Annotated in this window: 14 protein-coding genes; 1 reads left to right on the forward strand and 13 read right to left on the reverse strand. The window is 48.0% G+C overall.

The features are described from left to right. Nucleotides 1-141: 141 nt before the first annotated feature. From pflA to adhE, 3 genes are all read right to left on the reverse strand, one after another. Nucleotides 142-885, reverse strand: a complete 744-nt coding sequence (gene pflA / locus NYE70_RS07825; protein ID WP_341045589.1) for a pyruvate formate-lyase-activating protein — start codon at nucleotides 883-885, stop codon at nucleotides 142-144. A gap of 64 nt (nucleotides 886-949) precedes the next feature. Next, nucleotides 950-3,220: a formate C-acetyltransferase gene (gene pflB / locus NYE70_RS07830; RefSeq protein WP_213653974.1), complete on the reverse strand. Its 2,271-nt coding sequence runs from the start codon at nucleotides 3,218-3,220 to the stop codon at nucleotides 950-952. A 250-nt stretch (nucleotides 3,221-3,470) separates the two neighbouring features. Beyond that, a complete protein-coding gene (adhE, locus tag NYE70_RS07835; RefSeq protein WP_341045590.1) occupies nucleotides 3,471-6,086 on the reverse strand; it encodes a bifunctional acetaldehyde-CoA/alcohol dehydrogenase in 2,616 nt (871 codons plus the stop codon). Nucleotides 6,087-6,489: 403 nt separating this feature from the next. On the opposite strand from adhE, the gene NYE70_RS07840 reads away from it, so the two are divergent. Then, a complete protein-coding gene (locus NYE70_RS07840; protein ID WP_211019631.1) occupies nucleotides 6,490-7,206 on the forward strand; it encodes a Crp/Fnr family transcriptional regulator in 717 nt (238 codons plus the stop codon). Between the two features lie 127 nt (nucleotides 7,207-7,333). Here NYE70_RS07840 and NYE70_RS07845 read toward each other — a convergent pair whose 3' ends face one another. The 10 genes from NYE70_RS07845 to NYE70_RS07890 form a co-directional block, all read right to left on the reverse strand. Beyond that, nucleotides 7,334-8,224 (reverse strand): GNAT family N-acetyltransferase, encoded by an 891-nt coding sequence (locus NYE70_RS07845; protein ID WP_341045591.1) that lies wholly within the window; start codon nucleotides 8,222-8,224, stop codon nucleotides 7,334-7,336. 200 nt (nucleotides 8,225-8,424) lie between these two features. Next, entirely contained in the window at nucleotides 8,425-9,204 is a 780-nt protein-coding gene (locus tag NYE70_RS07850) for a formate/nitrite transporter family protein (RefSeq protein ID WP_211019633.1), read from the reverse strand. Between the two features lie 53 nt (nucleotides 9,205-9,257). Further along, on the reverse strand, nucleotides 9,258-9,599 hold the full coding sequence (nirD, locus tag NYE70_RS07855) for a nitrite reductase small subunit NirD (RefSeq protein ID WP_213653972.1): 342 nt from the start codon (nucleotides 9,597-9,599) through the stop codon (nucleotides 9,258-9,260). Nucleotides 9,600-9,632: 33 nt separating this feature from the next. Beyond that, on the reverse strand, nucleotides 9,633-12,068 hold the full coding sequence (gene nirB / locus NYE70_RS07860; protein WP_341045593.1) for a nitrite reductase large subunit NirB: 2,436 nt from the start codon (nucleotides 12,066-12,068) through the stop codon (nucleotides 9,633-9,635). Nucleotides 12,069-12,296: 228 nt separating this feature from the next. Continuing rightward, the gene (gene ric, locus NYE70_RS07865; protein WP_290406213.1) at nucleotides 12,297-13,004 is read right to left on the reverse strand and encodes an iron-sulfur cluster repair di-iron protein; all 708 of its coding nucleotides are present in this window, start codon (nucleotides 13,002-13,004) and stop codon (nucleotides 12,297-12,299) included. 193 nt (nucleotides 13,005-13,197) lie between these two features. Continuing rightward, nucleotides 13,198-13,767, reverse strand: a complete 570-nt coding sequence (locus NYE70_RS07870; protein ID WP_211019636.1) for an FAD-dependent oxidoreductase — start codon at nucleotides 13,765-13,767, stop codon at nucleotides 13,198-13,200. A gap of 59 nt (nucleotides 13,768-13,826) precedes the next feature. Next, on the reverse strand, nucleotides 13,827-14,144 hold the full coding sequence (locus NYE70_RS07875) for a winged helix-turn-helix transcriptional regulator (RefSeq protein WP_211019637.1): 318 nt from the start codon (nucleotides 14,142-14,144) through the stop codon (nucleotides 13,827-13,829). A 210-nt stretch (nucleotides 14,145-14,354) separates the two neighbouring features. Continuing rightward, the gene (locus NYE70_RS07880) at nucleotides 14,355-15,323 is read right to left on the reverse strand and encodes a sugar phosphate isomerase/epimerase family protein (protein WP_213653969.1); all 969 of its coding nucleotides are present in this window, start codon (nucleotides 15,321-15,323) and stop codon (nucleotides 14,355-14,357) included. Nucleotides 15,324-15,385: 62 nt separating this feature from the next. Continuing rightward, nucleotides 15,386-16,468 (reverse strand): Gfo/Idh/MocA family protein, encoded by a 1,083-nt coding sequence (locus NYE70_RS07885; RefSeq protein WP_211019639.1) that lies wholly within the window; start codon nucleotides 16,466-16,468, stop codon nucleotides 15,386-15,388. Continuing rightward, on the reverse strand, nucleotides 16,461-17,231 hold the full coding sequence (locus NYE70_RS07890; protein ID WP_341045596.1) for a sugar phosphate isomerase/epimerase family protein: 771 nt from the start codon (nucleotides 17,229-17,231) through the stop codon (nucleotides 16,461-16,463). Before NYE70_RS07890 ends, NYE70_RS07885 begins: the two co-directional genes overlap by 8 nt. Nucleotides 17,232-17,253 lie beyond the last annotated feature (22 nt).

Genomic DNA, 17,253 nt, shown 5'->3' on the forward strand with positions numbered 1-17,253 from the left:
TGATAAGGAGGACATTTTTCTTTTCAGGGGATAATATCATCTAACCGACAAAAAGAAAGCGGTTAAACCTGACATGTATTGTCGAGTTTAACCGCTTTTTCTCATTTAGTAAATATTAATGTCATATTAGCTGACACTTAATTATTTCACGGATGTCTCTGCCTGCTGCATTCCTTCTTCAATCAAGCGATTTGCACGCTCGATTTCCTCCTCCGTTGGCGAAGGTACGCCCTCTAACGGATAGTCCCAACCTAATTCTTGCCACTTGAATACACCCATCTGATGATACGGAAGAATTTCGAATTTCTCTACACCGTGTAAACCACCGATAAAGCGCCCGAGGTTTAGCAAATCCTGCTCATCGTCATGAATGCCAGGAACAAAAACATGCCGAATCCACATATTTCGTCCGTGTTCTGACAACCATTCGGCCATTTTCAGCATCCGGTCGTTCGGTTTACCCGTCAGCTTGATGTGCTTCTCATTATCGATATGCTTCAGATCGAGCAGGACAAGGTCTGTTACGTCCAGGAGATCACGAATTTTGTCGCCCTCGTTGTATCCGTTCGTATCCAGCGTAGTATGCAGATTCCAGCGTTTCTTCACTTCGCGGAACAATTCGGTTACAAACGGAGCTTGCAGCGTTGCTTCCCCGCCGGATACCGTCAACCCGCCGCCTGAAGAACGGTAGTAGGTGAGGTATGGCTCAATTTCAGCCAATACCTCCTCTACTGTCATTTCTTTACCTTCCGTGAGGCTCCAGGTATCCGGGTTATGGCAATACTGGCATTTCAACAGGCAGCCCTGCATAAAGAGTACGAAACGAATACCCGGGCCATCGACCGTTCCGAAAGTTTCCAATGAATGTATGCGACCTTTAAGCATTTTTCGTCACCCTTTCTGATTGCACTGCCTTAACAAATGTTGTGATTTCTGTACCCGTTTCTATTTACATCGAACCGTGGAAAGTCCGGTTAATTACATCGAGCTGTTGCTCACGGGTCAATTTAATGAAGTTTACCGCATAACCCGAAACACGGATCGTCAATTGCGGATAGTTCTCAGGATGTTCCATGGCATCCATCAACTGTTCGCGGTCAAATACGTTGACGTTCAAGTGATGGGCTTTGCTGCCGAAATATCCGTCCATCATTGATACGAGATTCGATTTGCGGATCTCAGCTTCTTTGCCGAGTGCCTTAGGCACGATCGAGAAGGTGTTCGAGATCCCGTCCAAGCTGTGTTCATACGGCAGTTTGGCAACGGAACTGAGCGAAGCAAGCGCACCCTTCTTGTCGCGTCCGTGCATTGGGTTAGCACCAGGAGCAAACGGTTCGCCCGCTTTACGGCCATCCGGTGTTGTTCCTGTTTTCTTACCATATACAACGTTCGAGGTAATCGTCAATACCGATTGTGTCGGCATCGCATTACGATAAGTTTTGTGTTTGCGGATCATGCTCATGAACGATTCAACAAGACCCACGGCAATTTGGTCGACTTTATCGTCGTTGTTACCGTAGCAAGGGAATTCGCCTTCGATTTCAAAATCAACGGCAATGCCTTGTTCGTTGCGGATCGGTTTAACTTTAGCATATTTGATCGCGCTCAGCGAGTCGGCCGCTACGGACAAACCGGCGATCCCGCAAGCCATCGTACGGAGAATGTCGCGGTCATGCAGCGCCATTTCGATCCGTTCGTAGCAATATTTATCGTGCATGTAGTGAATTACATTCAGTGTGTTCACATACAGTTTGGCAAGCCATTCCATCATCGGTTTGAACCGTTTCATAACTTCATCGTAATTCAAGTACTCGGAAGTGATGGCCGGGAATTCAGGGCCGACTTGTGCGCCGGATTTCTCATCTTTACCGCCGTTAATCGCGTACAACAGTGCTTTCGCCAGGTTAGCGCGTGCTCCGAAGAACTGCATTTGCTTACCGATTTCCATAGCGGATACGCAACAGGCGATACCATAGTCATCACCATAGATAGGACGCATCAGATCGTCATTTTCGTATTGAATCGAGCTGGTTTCAATAGATACCTTAGCGCAATATTTCTTGAAGCCTTCAGGCAATTGTTCGGACCAGAGTACTGTCAAGTTTGGTTCTGGAGCAGGGCCCAGGTTGTAAAGAGTGTGCAGGAAACGGAAGCTGTTCTTCGTTACTCTAGTTACGCCGTTTACCGACATGCCGCCGATCGATTCCGTAACCCATGTTGGGTCGCCGCTGAACAGATCATTGTAATCCGGAGTACGCAGGAATTTGACGATCCGCAGTTTCATTACGAAATGGTCAACCAATTCTTGTGCTGTTTCTTCAGTCAAAGTTCCTTCAGCCAAATCGCGCTCGATGTATGCGTCAAGGAAAGAAGATACGCGGCCAAGCGACATTGCCGCCCCGTCTTGTTCTTTGACTGCTGCAAGATAACCGAAGTAGAGCCATTGGAAAGCTTCTTTCGCATTTTCGGCCGGTCTCGAAATATCGAAGCCGTACATTTCACCCAGTTGTTTCAATTCGCCCAGTGCGCGAACTTGCTCGGACAGTTCTTCGCGAAGACGAATTACGTCTTCGTCAATTACGTCAACTTCCAGGCTCTTCAGTTCGTTATTTTTTTGCTTGATCAGGAAATCCACACCGTAAAGCGCTACGCGGCGATAGTCGCCGATAATACGGCCGCGGCCATATGCATCTGGGAGGCCAGTAATAATGCCGGCTTTACGAGCAGCTCTCATATCGGATGTATAGGCATCAAATACGCCTTGGTTATGAGTTTTGCGAATCGTTGTAAACATATCTACGATCTCGCCCGGCAAGTCGAATCCATAAGCCTTGCAGGCGTTAATTACCATATTTATACCGCCAAAAGGATGAATCGTACGTTGGAAAGGAGCTTCCCCTTGTACACCTACGATTTGTTCCTTCGTTTTGTCCAAGTAACCGGGAGCATGGGATGTGATCGTGGAAGGCTTGTTGACTTCAACGTCAAGTACGCCTCCGGCTTCTCTTTCTTTCTTGGTCAAATCGGAAATAATGTCCCATAATGCTTTGGTATTATCCGTTGCACCCTTCAAGAAAGATTCGTCGCCTTCATAAGCCAGGATGTTGGTCTCGATGAAATCGCGGGTGTTCACTTCTCTCATCCATTTCCCTTTTTTAAAACCTCTCCAAGCTGTTTCAACTTCTTGTTTTGGTTGTACTTCTCTCTCAATCACCGACATCTGTAATCCCTCCATATAGTTTAGAAGTACGCGGTTTGAAGGATATATCCGCGTCTCATGATCCCTAAAATTTGTGATAATTTTCACAACTCTGACACTGATAAGTTCTTAGCTTTTAAAACATCATCCGCTGTACTTACCACCGTACCGGGGATCATTTATATCATTATCTTATATCAATACCCCATTAAAGATTGTGACAAATATCACTTTTGAAGTGATATTTGTCACGTTAGCCTTACATGTTCACTTATTCTTCAAATCTTCCATAGAAAGCGTCACGATAAACTTCAGCAAGCTCTGTCACAAGCGGGAGCTTCGGATTCGCAGTTGTACATTGGTCTTCGAAAGCACGATCCGCCAAGTAATCTACACGCGATTCGAAATCTTTCGCATCGAAGCCGAGTTCTTGGAATGTTTCCGGAATGCCGAGCTTCTTATTCAGATCACGGATGGCGTTGATCAGGCTCTTCACGCCCTCTTCCGTCGTTCGGGCAGGCAATCCCAAGATGCGTGCGATTTCCGCATAGCGTTCGTCAGCTACGAAGTGAGTGTATTTCGGCCATGCTGCGAATTTCGTAGGTTTCTTCGCATTGTAACGGATTACGTGCGGCATCAGAATCGCATTCGTACGGCCATGCGCGGTGTGATACTGTCCGCCCCATTTATGCGCCAAGCTGTGGTTGATGCCCAGGAATGCGTTCGCAAAGGCCATACCGGCCAAAGTCGATGCGTTGTGCATTTTCTCGCGAGCCAGTTTGTCGCCGGTCAGCGCCGATTTCTCCAAGTATTGGAACACCAGCTGGATAGCTTTGATTGCAAGGCCATCCGTGTAGTCGCTCGCCATTACCGAAACATAAGCCTCGATAGCATGAGTCAGTACGTCCATACCTGTATCGGCTACAGCAACTTTAGGTAAGCTGTATACGAACTCAGGGTCAATAATGGCTACGTCCGGAGTCAGCTCGTAATCAGCCAAAGGATATTTCGTGTTGCCGTTGATTTTATCCGTAATTACCGCGAACGAGGTCACTTCCGAACCTGTACCCGAAGTGGTCGGAATCGCAACAAACTTCGCTTTACGTCCCAGGCGCGGGTATTTGTAGATCCGTTTGCGGATATCCATGAATTTTTGTTTCAGGTTGTTAAAGTCGGTATCCGGATATTCGTAGAACAGCCACATGCCTTTCGCGGCATCCATTGGCGAACCGCCGCCGAGTGCGATAATGCAGTCCGGTTGGAATTTAGCCATCAGCTCAGTACCGCGCTCTACCGTTGTAGTCGATGGATCCGGCTCAACATCCGAGAACACTTCGATCGCTACCGGAGTTTGGCGTTGACGGAGATAGTGCTCCACTCTTTCCACATATCCCAGTTTAACCATCATTGGGTCAGTTACAATCAGTACGCGGGTAATATCCGGCATTTTGGCAAGGTATTGCGTCGAGTTTTTCTCGAAATAGATTTTGTCAGGCACTTTGAACCATTGCATATTCACGGTACGACGATTCACCCTTTTCACGTTGATCAGATTGACAGCCGTTACGTTCGACGAAGTCGAGTTACGTCCATAAGATCCGCAGCCCAGCGTCAGCGAAGGCAGGTTCGTATTGTAAATGTCGCCGATCCCGCCTTGCGAAGACGGTTGGTTGACGAGAATCCGGCAAGTAGGCATCCGATCCGAATAATTTTGAATAATTTCTTCATTATTACTATGAATTACCGAAGAGTGCCCCATACCTCCGAATTGAACCACTTCAAGCGCGCGTTCGATGCCTTGGTCGGCTGTTTTAACTTTGTAGCAAGCCAGAACCGGGCTCAATTTCTCAGCGGACAACGGGAATTTTGGACCTACGCCTTCGATTTCGGCAACCAGAATCTTCGTTCCGGCCGGTACATCGATACCGCACATTTGAGCGATCTTCACGGCAGGTTGGCCGACGATGTTCGGGTTCACTGCGCATTTGTCTGCAATAATGGCTCCGGCTGTCAGTTTAGCCGCTTCATCTTTGTTGACGAAGTAACAGCCGTTTGCAATCATCTTCTTCTTCACTTGATCGAACACCGGCTCTTCGATGATTACCGCTTGCTCGGATGCGCAAATCATGCCGTTGTCGAACGTTTTCGAAAGGATCAGGTCATTGACCGCTTGATCCAGATCCGCGCTCTTTTCAATGAAGCAAGGCACGTTACCAGGACCTACGCCGAGTGCCGGTTTGCCGCAGCTGTATGCCGCTTTAACCATCGCCGATCCGCCGGTTGCCAGGATACAAGCAACGTCAGGATGGTTCATCAAGCTGTTCGTACGATCCATGGAAGGATTCTCGATCCATTGAATGCAATCTGCTGGCGCTCCGTGCTTAACGGCAGCTTCGAGCAGGATTTTTGCGGCTTCCGCGCTGCACTTTTGAGCGGATGGGTGGAAACCGAAGATGATAGGGTTACGAGTTTTGATAGCAATGAGAGCTTTGAAAATGGTAGTCGATGTAGGGTTGGTTACAGGAGTGATCCCCATGATGATACCAACCGGTTCTGCGATTTTTTGGAAATTGTCATAAGGGTTATCTTCAATTACGCCAACCGTTTTGTTGTTCTTGATGCTGTGGTAAATATACTCGGTCGCAAACATGTTCTTAATGATCTTGTCTTCGTACACACCGCGTCCGGTTTCTTCAACCGCCATCTTCGCCAGATACATATGTCTGTCAAGTCCGGCCAGCGCCATAGCCTGCACAATTTTATCAATTTGCTCTTGATCCATGCCCATAAAAGCTTCGGATGCTTTCTTACCTTTGTCGATCAAGGTTTGAATGTAATCTTGTGCAGTCAGCTCGGCTTTTGTCGTAACTTCGTTCTTAACGGCCATTTCTCTCATCCTCCTAAGTTGGGTAATGGACAACCCTTTTCTTTCTAGTGAATTATTTCACGTTCGGGTCCATCCTTGTGAAGCTTTGCGCTTCTCTTATGGTCTTAGCATAGCACAGCTGGTTTGATTTGTATAGTGAATTTTTTCACGTACTTTAAAATAATGAAATTTTTCATTGTTCTTTGATTGTTTTTTCAGTTCAAATTTGCATTCCAGCCTTTCTAGGCCTATATTCCCAACCTATTTAGTGAGCAATATTACACTCGGTAAAAAAGTGAAATTAGTCACAATGTTGAAATTTCGACACTTTTTCAGGCTTTACAGTCCCCTCAAACCTCTAAAAACGTTATATAATTAATTTAAAATTTTCAGAAAAATTTGGAACACAAAGGGGAAATCAATGATGAGTGAAATCGTGAGCGCTACGCTGCCCCGCGGCAATACGAGCTGTTTTACAGAGCAAAACTTCAACCGTCTTCTTGTCACTATGAAAGAAAAAGCATATCCCGAAGGAACGCATTTGTTCTGGGAAGGCGACTTTTCCGATAAACTGTTCTATGTTAAACGCGGACGCGTCAAACTGACCAAATCGACCGATGAAGGAAAAGAGCTCATCCTCTATATGTATGGACGCGGAGATATGGTGGGCCAAGCGGATCCCTTCTTTAGCACTAAGCACAGCTTCACTGCAGAAGTTATTGAAGACAGCGAGATCGGAGTAATTGAACAAAAAGACCTGGAAATCATGATTTGCCAGCATTGCGATTTTGCGATCGACTTTATGAAATGGATGGGGATTCATCACCGTCTGACACAAACCAAGTTCCGCGACCTGATGATGTACGGTAAACCGGGTGCCCTCTGCTCGACCCTGATCCGCTTGAGCAATACTTACGGCGAACAACATGGTGACAATATCCTTATCAACAAAAAAATCACCCATACCGACCTGTCGAACATGATCGGCGCCACCCGCGAAAGCGTCAACCGGATGTTGAGCGATCTGCGCAAGAAGGACGCACTCGAATATGAGAACGGCATGATCGTAATCAAGGACCTCGTGATGCTGCAGGACATTTGCCATTGTGAGCTCTGTCCGAATGAAATTTGCCGGATCTAACAAAATGAGATGTCTATGGGGAAACAACTTTATAACAAGGACGGTGCAGCCTTAGTTTATCTGCCCCGTCCTGTTTGGTATAGAGGTAATATTAACCTTGCCATTCTATATTCTGAACAGCGGTGCCTTAAGTGGTAGACGTAATCGGGTATTTTATGTTGTGGAACGAGGAAATATCGCTGCTACGCGTCCTGACAAATAGTCCCCCATCATACGCTTGCTGATTAAGATACATATTTTTATAATCCGGAGTATAGTGAAACACGATTTTCCTAACGTCTTTGTCTGCAATATGCGATAGGATATCCTGAATTTCAAACTCCTTTGCACTTATGATATCGAACAGATCGATACGATCCTCTTCTTTCTTATAAATAACGATGATATTCTCCTCTTCCAAATAATAAATCTCCTCACTAAAAACATTCAAACCATAGAACATGAGTATCCCTTCCGAATTAGCAGTTCCCCAGCGTTGAGAATTGGGGAGCCTTTCCAGAGATCTTTGATACATCAATGCCCGGTCAGCCTCATTTTGCATATCCAGCTTCCTGACATTTTTATTTGCAGCTGGACCAGATCGATATTCCGATATATTTTCCAGTGAAAAAAGCTGTTCCTGAACCGGACGAAATCCGAATTTCGGGTAAAAATCCAATACGGATTCATTCGCGAAAAGATATATGTATTCACACTTATGTTCATAATCATCAAGGACTTTTGTCAGCAAACGTGACGACAAGCCTTTATTGCGATAATCCGGGTGCGTCATCACCGTGCCGATTTGAACAGCCTGGCTGACTTCCCCGTTTATAATTAAATCCATAATACTTACGGACACATTCGCAATAACCCGATCTCCATCCAAATAAGAGTAAGGGATAAAGCGTTCCTTCCAATACCCTTTTTGATACCAGTCCTCAAAACTTATGCCAAACGTGCCTTGGGCTAAATCTGATAAGCTCTTTCTAGCACGGTCATTATTTTTATAATCCTGAGCAAATCTAATATTGTGCATCACATTCGTCCTCCTATAATAAGCTAGCCCGCTGCATTTTATAATAGAAACTAGTTTAATAAAAAGCCAGTTAAATATTGATTTTAATCATCAATTCCTGGAGGAGACTAACCATTTTTAGTCAACAAAAAAGCTGCATCAGCAGTCACTACAGACCGTTAATGCAGCTCTTAAGCAGCTTTATTTGCTTTTGAACGGGGTTATTTCTTGCGCACCGGTGAGATAAACCAGTAGGCCATACCTACGAATACGGCGCCGCCGATAATGTTGCCGAGCGTGACGGGAATCATATTATGAAACCATCCGGCAAGCGATATCGTTTCGGGGTGATTCGGCAGCATCATGGACAAGCTGAGCAGCGTCATGTTAGCCACGCTATGCTCATAACCACTCGCGATAAAGGCATAGAGACACCACCAGATCAGGACAAGCTTGGAAATGTCATCCTTCGCCCGGTTGGCCATCCAGATGGCCAGGCATACAAGCCAGTTACACAAAATGCCGCGGAAAAACAGTTCCATGACCGGGGCGCCCATTTTCTTGGCTGCAGCCGCAAAGATCAGATGTTCCGGAGCGGCGGTTTTGAACAAACCGGAGCCTACGATCAGTAAACTGAGGATAATCGCCCCCGCTAAGTTGCCGAGAAAGACGATTATCCAGTTTTTGAGGGTATCCGATACCGTGGTACGCTTAGCCAAAGTACTGGCAGTAAAGAACATGTTGTTCCCCGTAAACAGTTCGGAACCGGCAAAAATGACAAGTGTGAGGGCGAGCCCGAACGACATCCCCATAACCATACTCTGAAACGGTGACTTCACCGCGGCCAGCGGCGCACCCACGCTAAATATCAGGATGATGCCCAGTCCCACGTACGCTCCCGCCAGGAGCGTTGATACAAAGTACCGGGGCAAACTTTCATTCATCTTCTCTTTCTTTTTAACGGCTGCTTCCACAATGGATTCTACGCTTTGTGTAAACATTTGACTTTCCCCACTCTCTCTCCCAAGTGCGTTGCTATGCAGCAATCAAGCCGCTATACAGTTTGTAATTCCCCCGCGCCAATCCATACCTGCCCATCCTCTATCTTGACCGGCACCATTTGCGCCTGGCCGGTGTCCGGAGCTTGAACCAGACCGGTGGTCAGATCGATTTTCCAGTCGTACAGCGGATCGTACAAGTAATGTCCCGAAACAATCCCTTCCGCAAGCGGTCCGCCTTTCGGATGAGGATTCTTATTTACAGCTGCGAAAATCCGGTTATCGGAGAGGCGGAAGACGGCAATCTGCCGCCCCCCGATCTCCACTACACGTCCGATCTGTACCAGAAAATGATCCACAGCACCTACAGAAATAAATTCGTTATTCTCTTTAGTCATGTATCGTACTCTCCTTTCACTATTAACCAATGTTTACAGTTGATTACCAACTTCCAAGCGATTAAACAATTTGTCGCTGTTCTCGTTGTCGCGAATCGCTTTCTTCCACGGATCCTCTACTTGCTGCAGAGCAAATTCAATCCGTTCCATAAGCGCCTTCCGATTCTCAGGATTATCTACTACAGCGGTCTTGATCTGTTCCAGACCGATGCGTTCCACCCATTCCGAGGTTCTCTCAAGATAGTTGCCGGTTTCACGGTAGTACTGCATAACCGCACCGACAATTTCGATCAGTTCTTCATCGGTCTTCACTTTGCAGAGCGAATCCGCAAGCCGGGCTTTGATCCCGCCGTTACCGCCGACGAAAATTTCCCATCCGCCGTCATTACCGACGATCCCGATATCCTTCGTGCACGATTCCGCGCAGTTCCGCGGGCATCCGTTCACAGCCAATTTGAATTTGGCAGGGAAGTCGAGACGCTCGAATTTGCGTTCCAGCGTAGCCCCCATTCCCATCGAATCCTGGGTACCGAATCGGCAGAACTGCGAACCGACGCAGGTTTTCACCGTGCGCAGCGATTTAGCGTACGCATAGCCCGAAGGCATGTCGAGTTCTTCCCAGACTTTTGGCAAATCCTCTTTTTTGACGCCGATCAAATCAAGCCGTTGGCCGCCGGTTACTTTAACGACCTTCACATCGTATTTCAGCGAAATGTCCGCAATCCGTTTCAATTCTTCCGGTGTAGTCACACCGCCATACATGCGGGGAACGACAGTATAGGTTCCGTCCTTCTGAATATTCGCGTTCATCCGCTCGTTGACAAAACGCGATTCCTTTTCGTCTTCATGCGTATCCGGATTGATCATCCCGAGGTAGTAGTTAATGGCCGGCCGGCACTTCGAGCAGCCTTCCGGTTGGCTCCAACCCAGCACATTCATTACTTCTTTAGTTGTTTGCAGGCCCTTCTCCTTGATTTCGGCCACGATTTCATCACGGCTCAAGGTAGTGCAGCCGCAAATTCCTTGTTTGGCTGTTGACTTGAAGCCGTCCCCAAGCACATACTGCAAAATTTGCTCAACCATCGGTTTGCAGCCTCCGCAAGAACGGGTGGCTCCGGTACATGCTTTGATTTCATCAACCGTTGTCATACCTTGATTCGTAATTACATCTACGATCGTACCTTTGGTAACGCCGTTGCAGCCGCAGACGATTTCTTCATCCGGCATGCTTTCCACGGATGTGGTCTTCTTGGCCCCGCCGCCGCAGCAGCCGGTTCCCATCAATGTACCGTACAATTCATCCGTCATGACCGTTTTCTGTTTAATCAGCTTTTGCAGTTCAGCCGAATCCGTAATATCACCGAAGAGTACGGCACCGACCATAACTCCGTCTTTCAGCAAAATTTTCTTGTAGGTACGTTTCCAATCATCTTTATTCGCAATCACGGTGTGCTCCGGACCATCGATGAATTCACCGGTCGAGAACACGTCAACGCCCGAAATTTTAAGCTTGGTCGATACGACCGAACCTTCATACGGAGGGGCTTCGACGCCGCTAATGTGTTTAGCCAGCACCATGCCCTGTTCGAATAAAGGAGCAACCAGGCCGTAGCAGGTGCCACGGTGTTCCGTACATTCGCCGACCGAGTACACGCCTTCCATCGAGGTTTGCATATAGTCGTCAACAACAATCCCGCGATTGACGGTAATTCCGCTTTCCTTGGCAACCGCGACATTCGGTTTGATCCCTACCGCCATTACGACAAACTCGGCATCCAATACCGTATCGTCGGCAAACCGCAGGCCGCTGACTCTCGTTTCGCCCAGCAATTCGGCCGTTTGCGCGCCCATTTTGAATTTGATTCCCTGGCGCTCGAGCTCCGATTTCAGCATCGAAGCGGCTTGGTGATCAAGCTGACGCTCCATCAAGTCCTCCATCAAGTGAACGACCGTAACATCCATCCCAAGCTGAACCAGCCCTTTAGCTGCTTCAAGACCAAGCAATCCTCCGCCGATGACGGCTGCTGTACGGCAGGTTTTAGCCGCTTCAAGCATTTGATTGCAGTCTGCAATGTCGCGGAAACCAACTACGCCTTCTTTGTCGCTGCCTGGAATCGGCAAAATGAACGAGTTGGAACCTGTAGCAATCAGCACCTTGTCATAAGGAACCCGCATTCCGTCCGCGGTAACTACTTCTTTAGTCTGCTCATCGATTTTGGCAACCGTAGTTCCCGTATACAGCGTAATTCCATTCTCCCGGTACCAGTTCAAATCATTAAGCACGATATCATCGATCGTTTTGCTGCCTTCCAAAACATAAGACAACATAATCCGGTTATAGTTGGGGTGCGGCTCGCTCCCGAACACCGTAATATCAAATCTCTTCGTCAATTTCAAAATTTGTTCGACAGCGCTGATTCCCGCCATCCCGTTACCGATCACCACGAGCTTTTCTCTATCTGTTCCCATATTGGAATTGCCTCCTTCAAAATGCAATCGTTTCTTTGTCCACTAACATTTTCTTTTTCTTTAATAACTTAATTATAATTTAAAATTCAAAATACATTGTGATCTATTTCACACTAAATGTGAAACTTATCACAATATTGTTCATACATTTTTATGTTTTTCTATTGAAAAACACAATTTTTTCCCTCCTGCTCAAGGAGGGAAGGTCCATATTCCACTTTTCTCTGCTTATAAAGACGTGTAACGAGGAAACAAAATGTTATTTTCAAGGTGAATATGACTAAATGTCATCCCTTCCAGCTCTTCCAATCGTGCATAAGTCGTACGGTACGTCGTACAAGCATGCGCCGGCGGCTGAAAATCTCCGGTAATATCTCTCAAGCGTTTCAAAATCTTGCCTGCCCCGTCATGCTCCGCTTCCAATTCTGTAATCGCCGCAAGCATTTTATTTAGAACTTCTTGTTCTTGACCCAGTTCCCAATTTATCATTTTCGGAAAAACTTCCGCTTCTTCCTTGGCTGTATGTTCAAGCAGTTCGTTTCGGAGCTGGCCGTACAGTTGTTCTACTTCGACTAAATGAGGATCGTGCCCGCCATGTACGCGAGAGACCTTGATTACACTCTTATGCAGCTCCGGCAATTCTTCACGCAAATAAGCGTGATGCTTATTCACGATATGCCCGATAAGGGTTTGCGAATCCGCATCGGTCCAGGAATCCCTCTCCTCCGCATTCGGATGATCCACGGCCAGTTTTGCCAAATCGGATAGCAGTTCATCGACTTCCAGATTTCTTTCCTTTGCCGCCTCTTGAAGAGGCCGGTTACCACCGCAGCAAAAGTCAATTTTGCGGCGACGAAAATAATCTGCTGATTTCGGGAATTCAAGTACGATATCCCGGACTAAACTTTTCTTGTCGAATAGCAGCTTCTGCTCCATCACACCTATTCCCTCCTGTTTAGCATCTCTAATCAAACTATATTCAATTTAGCGTACCTTTACCCCCTGCTTTGTGATTGGCGTCACAAACCTTTTGTCCATTCTGCGCAAAAAAGCTTCCCAAGAGACATTAACTCTGGGAAGCTTTGAATCTGCCACTATTCATTTATGTGTTTTGGTGGATGTTATAACGTTATGACTTTAATACATCGTGGTCCACGTAGCGTTCGCCATTCAGTTCACTGATCAGCTCGATGGCTACTTTAGCGCCGTCACCCGCCGTAATAATCGTGTGAACGCTTACGCCGGCGACCGTACCAGCAGCCCATATCCGCGGATTGCTTGTGCGTCCGTTTCCGTCGGTATCGATCACGGTCTTGATTCTAGGTTCTCTGCCTTCCTTAAGCTCAAGGCCGATCGCCCCCGCCAATTCCGTCAATGCTCCGGTTGCCAGGATGACATGGGATGCCTCATAGCTTCGGCCGGATTCCGTCTTTACGGTCACTTTGGATCCGCCGTTCGTATCCACTACCGTAACTTTCTCCTCAATGAACTTGGCTCCGAACTTCTGGGCCTGCTCCCGACCGATTTTTAGCAAATCCGGTCCGGAAATGTCCTTGGCTCCATAGTGATTCTCAATCCATGCCCGTTTCGTCATACTGGCATTGCTGTCAAGAACCAGGGTTTCCTTCCCTGCCTTGGCCAGAAATAATGCTGCGCTAGATCCTGCTGGTCCCGCTCCGATTACTATTACCTCAGCCACAAGTACACCCACTTTCTATATAATTCGTGCCGCTCCGCTGCGGGATAACGGCACGTAGACTACTCGATCCACTGCTCAGCCCAGCATTGCACCTGTTCCATGACCGGACTTAGCGCTCTTCCTTTTTCCGTCAGTTCGTATTCAATGCGTACTGGAGTTTCGGGATAGACATGCCGGTCAACGATCCCCTCGTTCTCCAGATCCTTCATCCGTTCGGAGAGCATCTTATCGCTCATGGCCGGAATCCCGTTAGAAATGTCCTTAAAACGCTTGGGTCCGCTCATCAATGTATGAATGATCAGACCGTTCCAGCGTTTGCCGAGAATCACAAACGCGGATTCAAAACGTGGACACATCGCGAAATTATTATCTTCCATCTGAATTCACCTCTTAATATATAAACCGATATTGGAGCCGTATGAGACTTACAATTAGTTAGTATATTTCATCATAGCATATTTGATAAGGAATGAACACCTGCGTTTCACGCCACGTCTATCTTGAATTATACAACAATTCCTTGATATGAAAAAGCGGCTGCCGGGCGGCAGCCGCTACATGCTAAGTATATTTCGGTACCCGGAAACTTATACCCACCACATATCTGCGGCGGAATCCTCAATCAGGATTTGCTGTAGGTTTCGAACCGCTTTGGTAAATCCTTCTTCTGTGGACATCAATCCGTCCTCATGCTCGATGCTGACCACATAATCGTATCCGTGCAGTCTTAGAGCGCTGATGATATCGGCCCAGGTCTTGAGGTCATGACCGTAGCCTACCGTGCGGAATTGCCATGCACGGTCCAGCATTGCCGTATATGGCTGCATGTCCGTAATGCCATACCGGTTGACATTGACCGGATCGATCGTTGTATCCTTGGCATGGAAATGATGGATCGCGTTCTCCCGGCCCAAAATGGAAATCGCCTGCACCGGATCGATTCCTTGCCACCACATGTGGCTTGGGTCCAGGTTGGCACCGATGACCTCGCCGGCCGCCTCGCGCAAACGAAGCAGTGTAGCCGGCGTGTGCACGGAGAACCCGCCGTGCAGCTCAAGTCCGATTTTCACATGATGATCTGCGGCATATTTGCCCCATTCGGTCCAGTAAGGAATCACTTTGTTCTCCCACTGCCAATCCAGGACTTCCTTGAAATCATTCGGCCACGGAGCGACCGGCCAGTTCGGATACTTGGCGTCCTCATGGTCACCTGGACATCCGGAAAACGTATTAACAACCGGAACTTCCAGAAGCTCAGCCAATTGAACCGTCTTCACATACGCATCATGGAACTCTTTGGCAATTGCCTTTTGCGGATGCAGCGGGTTGCCGTGGCAGCTCAGCGCACTAATGGTGAGGCCGCGGGATTCCACCGCCTTCTTGAAGTTATCGCGTGCCGTTTTGTTCTCCAGCAGTTCGTCCGGGTTGCAATGCGCATTGCCGGGATGGCCGCCGGTGCCGATCTCCACCGCTTTTAATCCTTGAGCGGCTACCAGATCCAACGCTTCCTCAAGCGGACGTCCTCCAAACAGTACGAGAAAAACACCTAATTTCATATCCATACCTCCTCAGGTAACTGAAATGCTCTTTTCTATATAATAAGTTCATGTGTGCTGCATTAATCAAAATAAACGGTTTTGCCTGTTCTAGCCGATTCATAAATCGCTTCAAGAATTTCCGTTACGACGAGTGCCTGCTCGGGTTTGACAAGCGGTTCCTTGTCTTCAAGTACGGCTTCCACCCAGGCTCTGGCTTCGCGTACCGCGTCCGTTTCCTGCTCGCCTTCAAAGAAAGCTACGCCGCCGGAACCGAAATCAACTTTCGTTTCATACAAACGGCTCATTTTTTCGCCATTCAGACGCAAACCGTCATTCATATCGGCTCCGCCTTCCGTTCCGCACAACAAAGTTCTCGCTTCTCCGAAATCCAGTACGTTAAGCGCCCAACTGGACTCCAGCGCAATCGTCGCTCCGTTCTTCATGGTAATGAAGCCGAAGGCGGAATCCTCTACTTTAAATTGCTCCGGATCCCAAGGACCGAACGCATTGGCCGCATTCTCTCGGCTGCCAAGCTTGTGGAATACCGAGCCGGTAACGCTTTTCGGTTCGTAATTGTCCATCAGCCACAGGGTCAAGTCCAATGCGTGGGTGCCGATATCGATCAGCGGTCCTCCGCCTTGTTTCTCTTCGTCGAGGAACACGCCCCAGGTTGGAACCGCACGGCGGCGGAGCGCCAGCGCCTTGCCGAAGTAGATATCGCCGAGCTCCCCGTTCTCGCACAACTGCTTCAGGTATAAGCTGTCGCTGCGGAACCGGTTCTGATAGGCGATGCTGAGCTTCTTGCCGGTACGTTTAGCGGCATCCAGCATTTGACGGGCTTGTTCAGCCGTTTTGGCCATCGGCTTCTCGCACATAACATGTCTGCCGGATTCCAGCGAAGCTACGGTAATCTCGGCATGGGAATCGTTTGGCGTGCAGACATGCACGACATCAACATCGCTTTCTTCAAGCAGTTTACGGAAATCAGTGTACACCTTTGCGCCTTCAATGCCGTATTCGGCAGCCGCCTTGGCTGCGCGTTCTTCAACGATATCGCAGAAGGCCGTCATTTCCACTTGCGGCTGCTTGGCAAGGCTAGGCAGATGTTTGCCGTTTGCGATGCCACCGCATCCGATAATTGCAACTTTTAATGTTTTAGACATTGAGTTTTCCTCCTTTTTGTGCGTAATCGCGTACCCATTTCATGCTTGTCGCGATACTTTCCAACGGTTCATTTGCGCAATAATCCTGTTCCACTACAATCCAGCTCACTCCCGCATCAATCGCAGCATCCGCAATGTCCGCAATAGGAATTTCACCCTTGCCGAGCTCCACCGTTTCCGCTGAGCCGTCAGGTTTTGTAATCATGTCCTTTAGATGGAGCAGCGGCATGCGACCCTTGTACTTGGAGATGTATTCCAGCGGACTGAACCCTGCGTAGCTGACCCAGCAGGAATCCAATTCCACTTGAATCAATTCAGGCGGAATCTGCGAATAGATCGCGTCGAGCACCGTCTCATCACCAAGCTTCTGGGTCAATTCAAACTCATGGTTGTGATAGCAGAGTACCATGTCCTCCTCGGCGCAGCGTTTGCCGATTCTTTTCAAATCCTCAATCACTTCCGCCCAGCGGGTGCGGTCAGCTTCCTCCAGGAAAGGAAATATAAGATAGCGGTTGCCGATTTCTTTATTGTAAGCGATTTCCCCATCCAGCGCATCGCGGAGCCTTGCATAAGGAGTATGAGCCCCCAGCGCGGCCAAACCGGTTTCCGCCAATATGGACTTAACCTGCTCAGCGGGACGTCCGTAATAACCGGCGAACTCCACACCTTGATAACCGAGACCGGCCACTTTGCGAAGGGTACCTTCGAAATCCTGTTCCATCGCATCGCGTACTGTATAAAGTTGCAATCCTAATTGTACCATTTTAAGTCACCCCGTATTTATT

The organism is Paenibacillus sp. FSL R5-0407, assembly GCF_038009185.1.
GTDB classification, from domain to species: Bacteria; Bacillota; Bacilli; order Paenibacillales; family Paenibacillaceae; genus Fontibacillus; species Fontibacillus vini.

Coding starts and splice junctions, on each gene's coding strand:
- nirB (WP_341045593.1), bottom strand. CDS start 12,068: ATGGGAACAGATAGAGAAAAGCTCGTGGTGATCGGTAACGGGATGGCG.
- adhE (WP_341045590.1), bottom strand. CDS start 6,086: ATGGCCGTTAAGAACGAAGTTACGACAAAAGCCGAGCTGACTGCACAA.
- pflA (WP_341045589.1), bottom strand. CDS start 885: ATGCTTAAAGGTCGCATACATTCATTGGAAACTTTCGGAACGGTCGAT.
- NYE70_RS07880 (WP_213653969.1), bottom strand. CDS start 15,323: ATGAAATTAGGTGTTTTTCTCGTACTGTTTGGAGGACGTCCGCTTGAG.
- NYE70_RS07885 (WP_211019639.1), bottom strand. CDS start 16,468: ATGTCTAAAACATTAAAAGTTGCAATTATCGGATGCGGTGGCATCGCA.
- pflB (WP_213653974.1), bottom strand. CDS start 3,220: ATGTCGGTGATTGAGAGAGAAGTACAACCAAAACAAGAAGTTGAAACA.
- NYE70_RS07840 (WP_211019631.1), top strand. CDS start 6,490: ATGAGTGAAATCGTGAGCGCTACGCTGCCCCGCGGCAATACGAGCTGT.
- ric (WP_290406213.1), bottom strand. CDS start 13,004: ATGGAGCAGAAGCTGCTATTCGACAAGAAAAGTTTAGTCCGGGATATC.
- NYE70_RS07890 (WP_341045596.1), bottom strand. CDS start 17,231: ATGGTACAATTAGGATTGCAACTTTATACAGTACGCGATGCGATGGAA.
- NYE70_RS07850 (WP_211019633.1), bottom strand. CDS start 9,204: ATGTTTACACAAAGCGTAGAATCCATTGTGGAAGCAGCCGTTAAAAAG.
- NYE70_RS07845 (WP_341045591.1), bottom strand. CDS start 8,224: ATGCACAATATTAGATTTGCTCAGGATTATAAAAATAATGACCGTGCT.
- NYE70_RS07875 (WP_211019637.1), bottom strand. CDS start 14,144: ATGGAAGATAATAATTTCGCGATGTGTCCACGTTTTGAATCCGCGTTT.
- nirD (WP_213653972.1), bottom strand. CDS start 9,599: ATGACTAAAGAGAATAACGAATTTATTTCTGTAGGTGCTGTGGATCAT.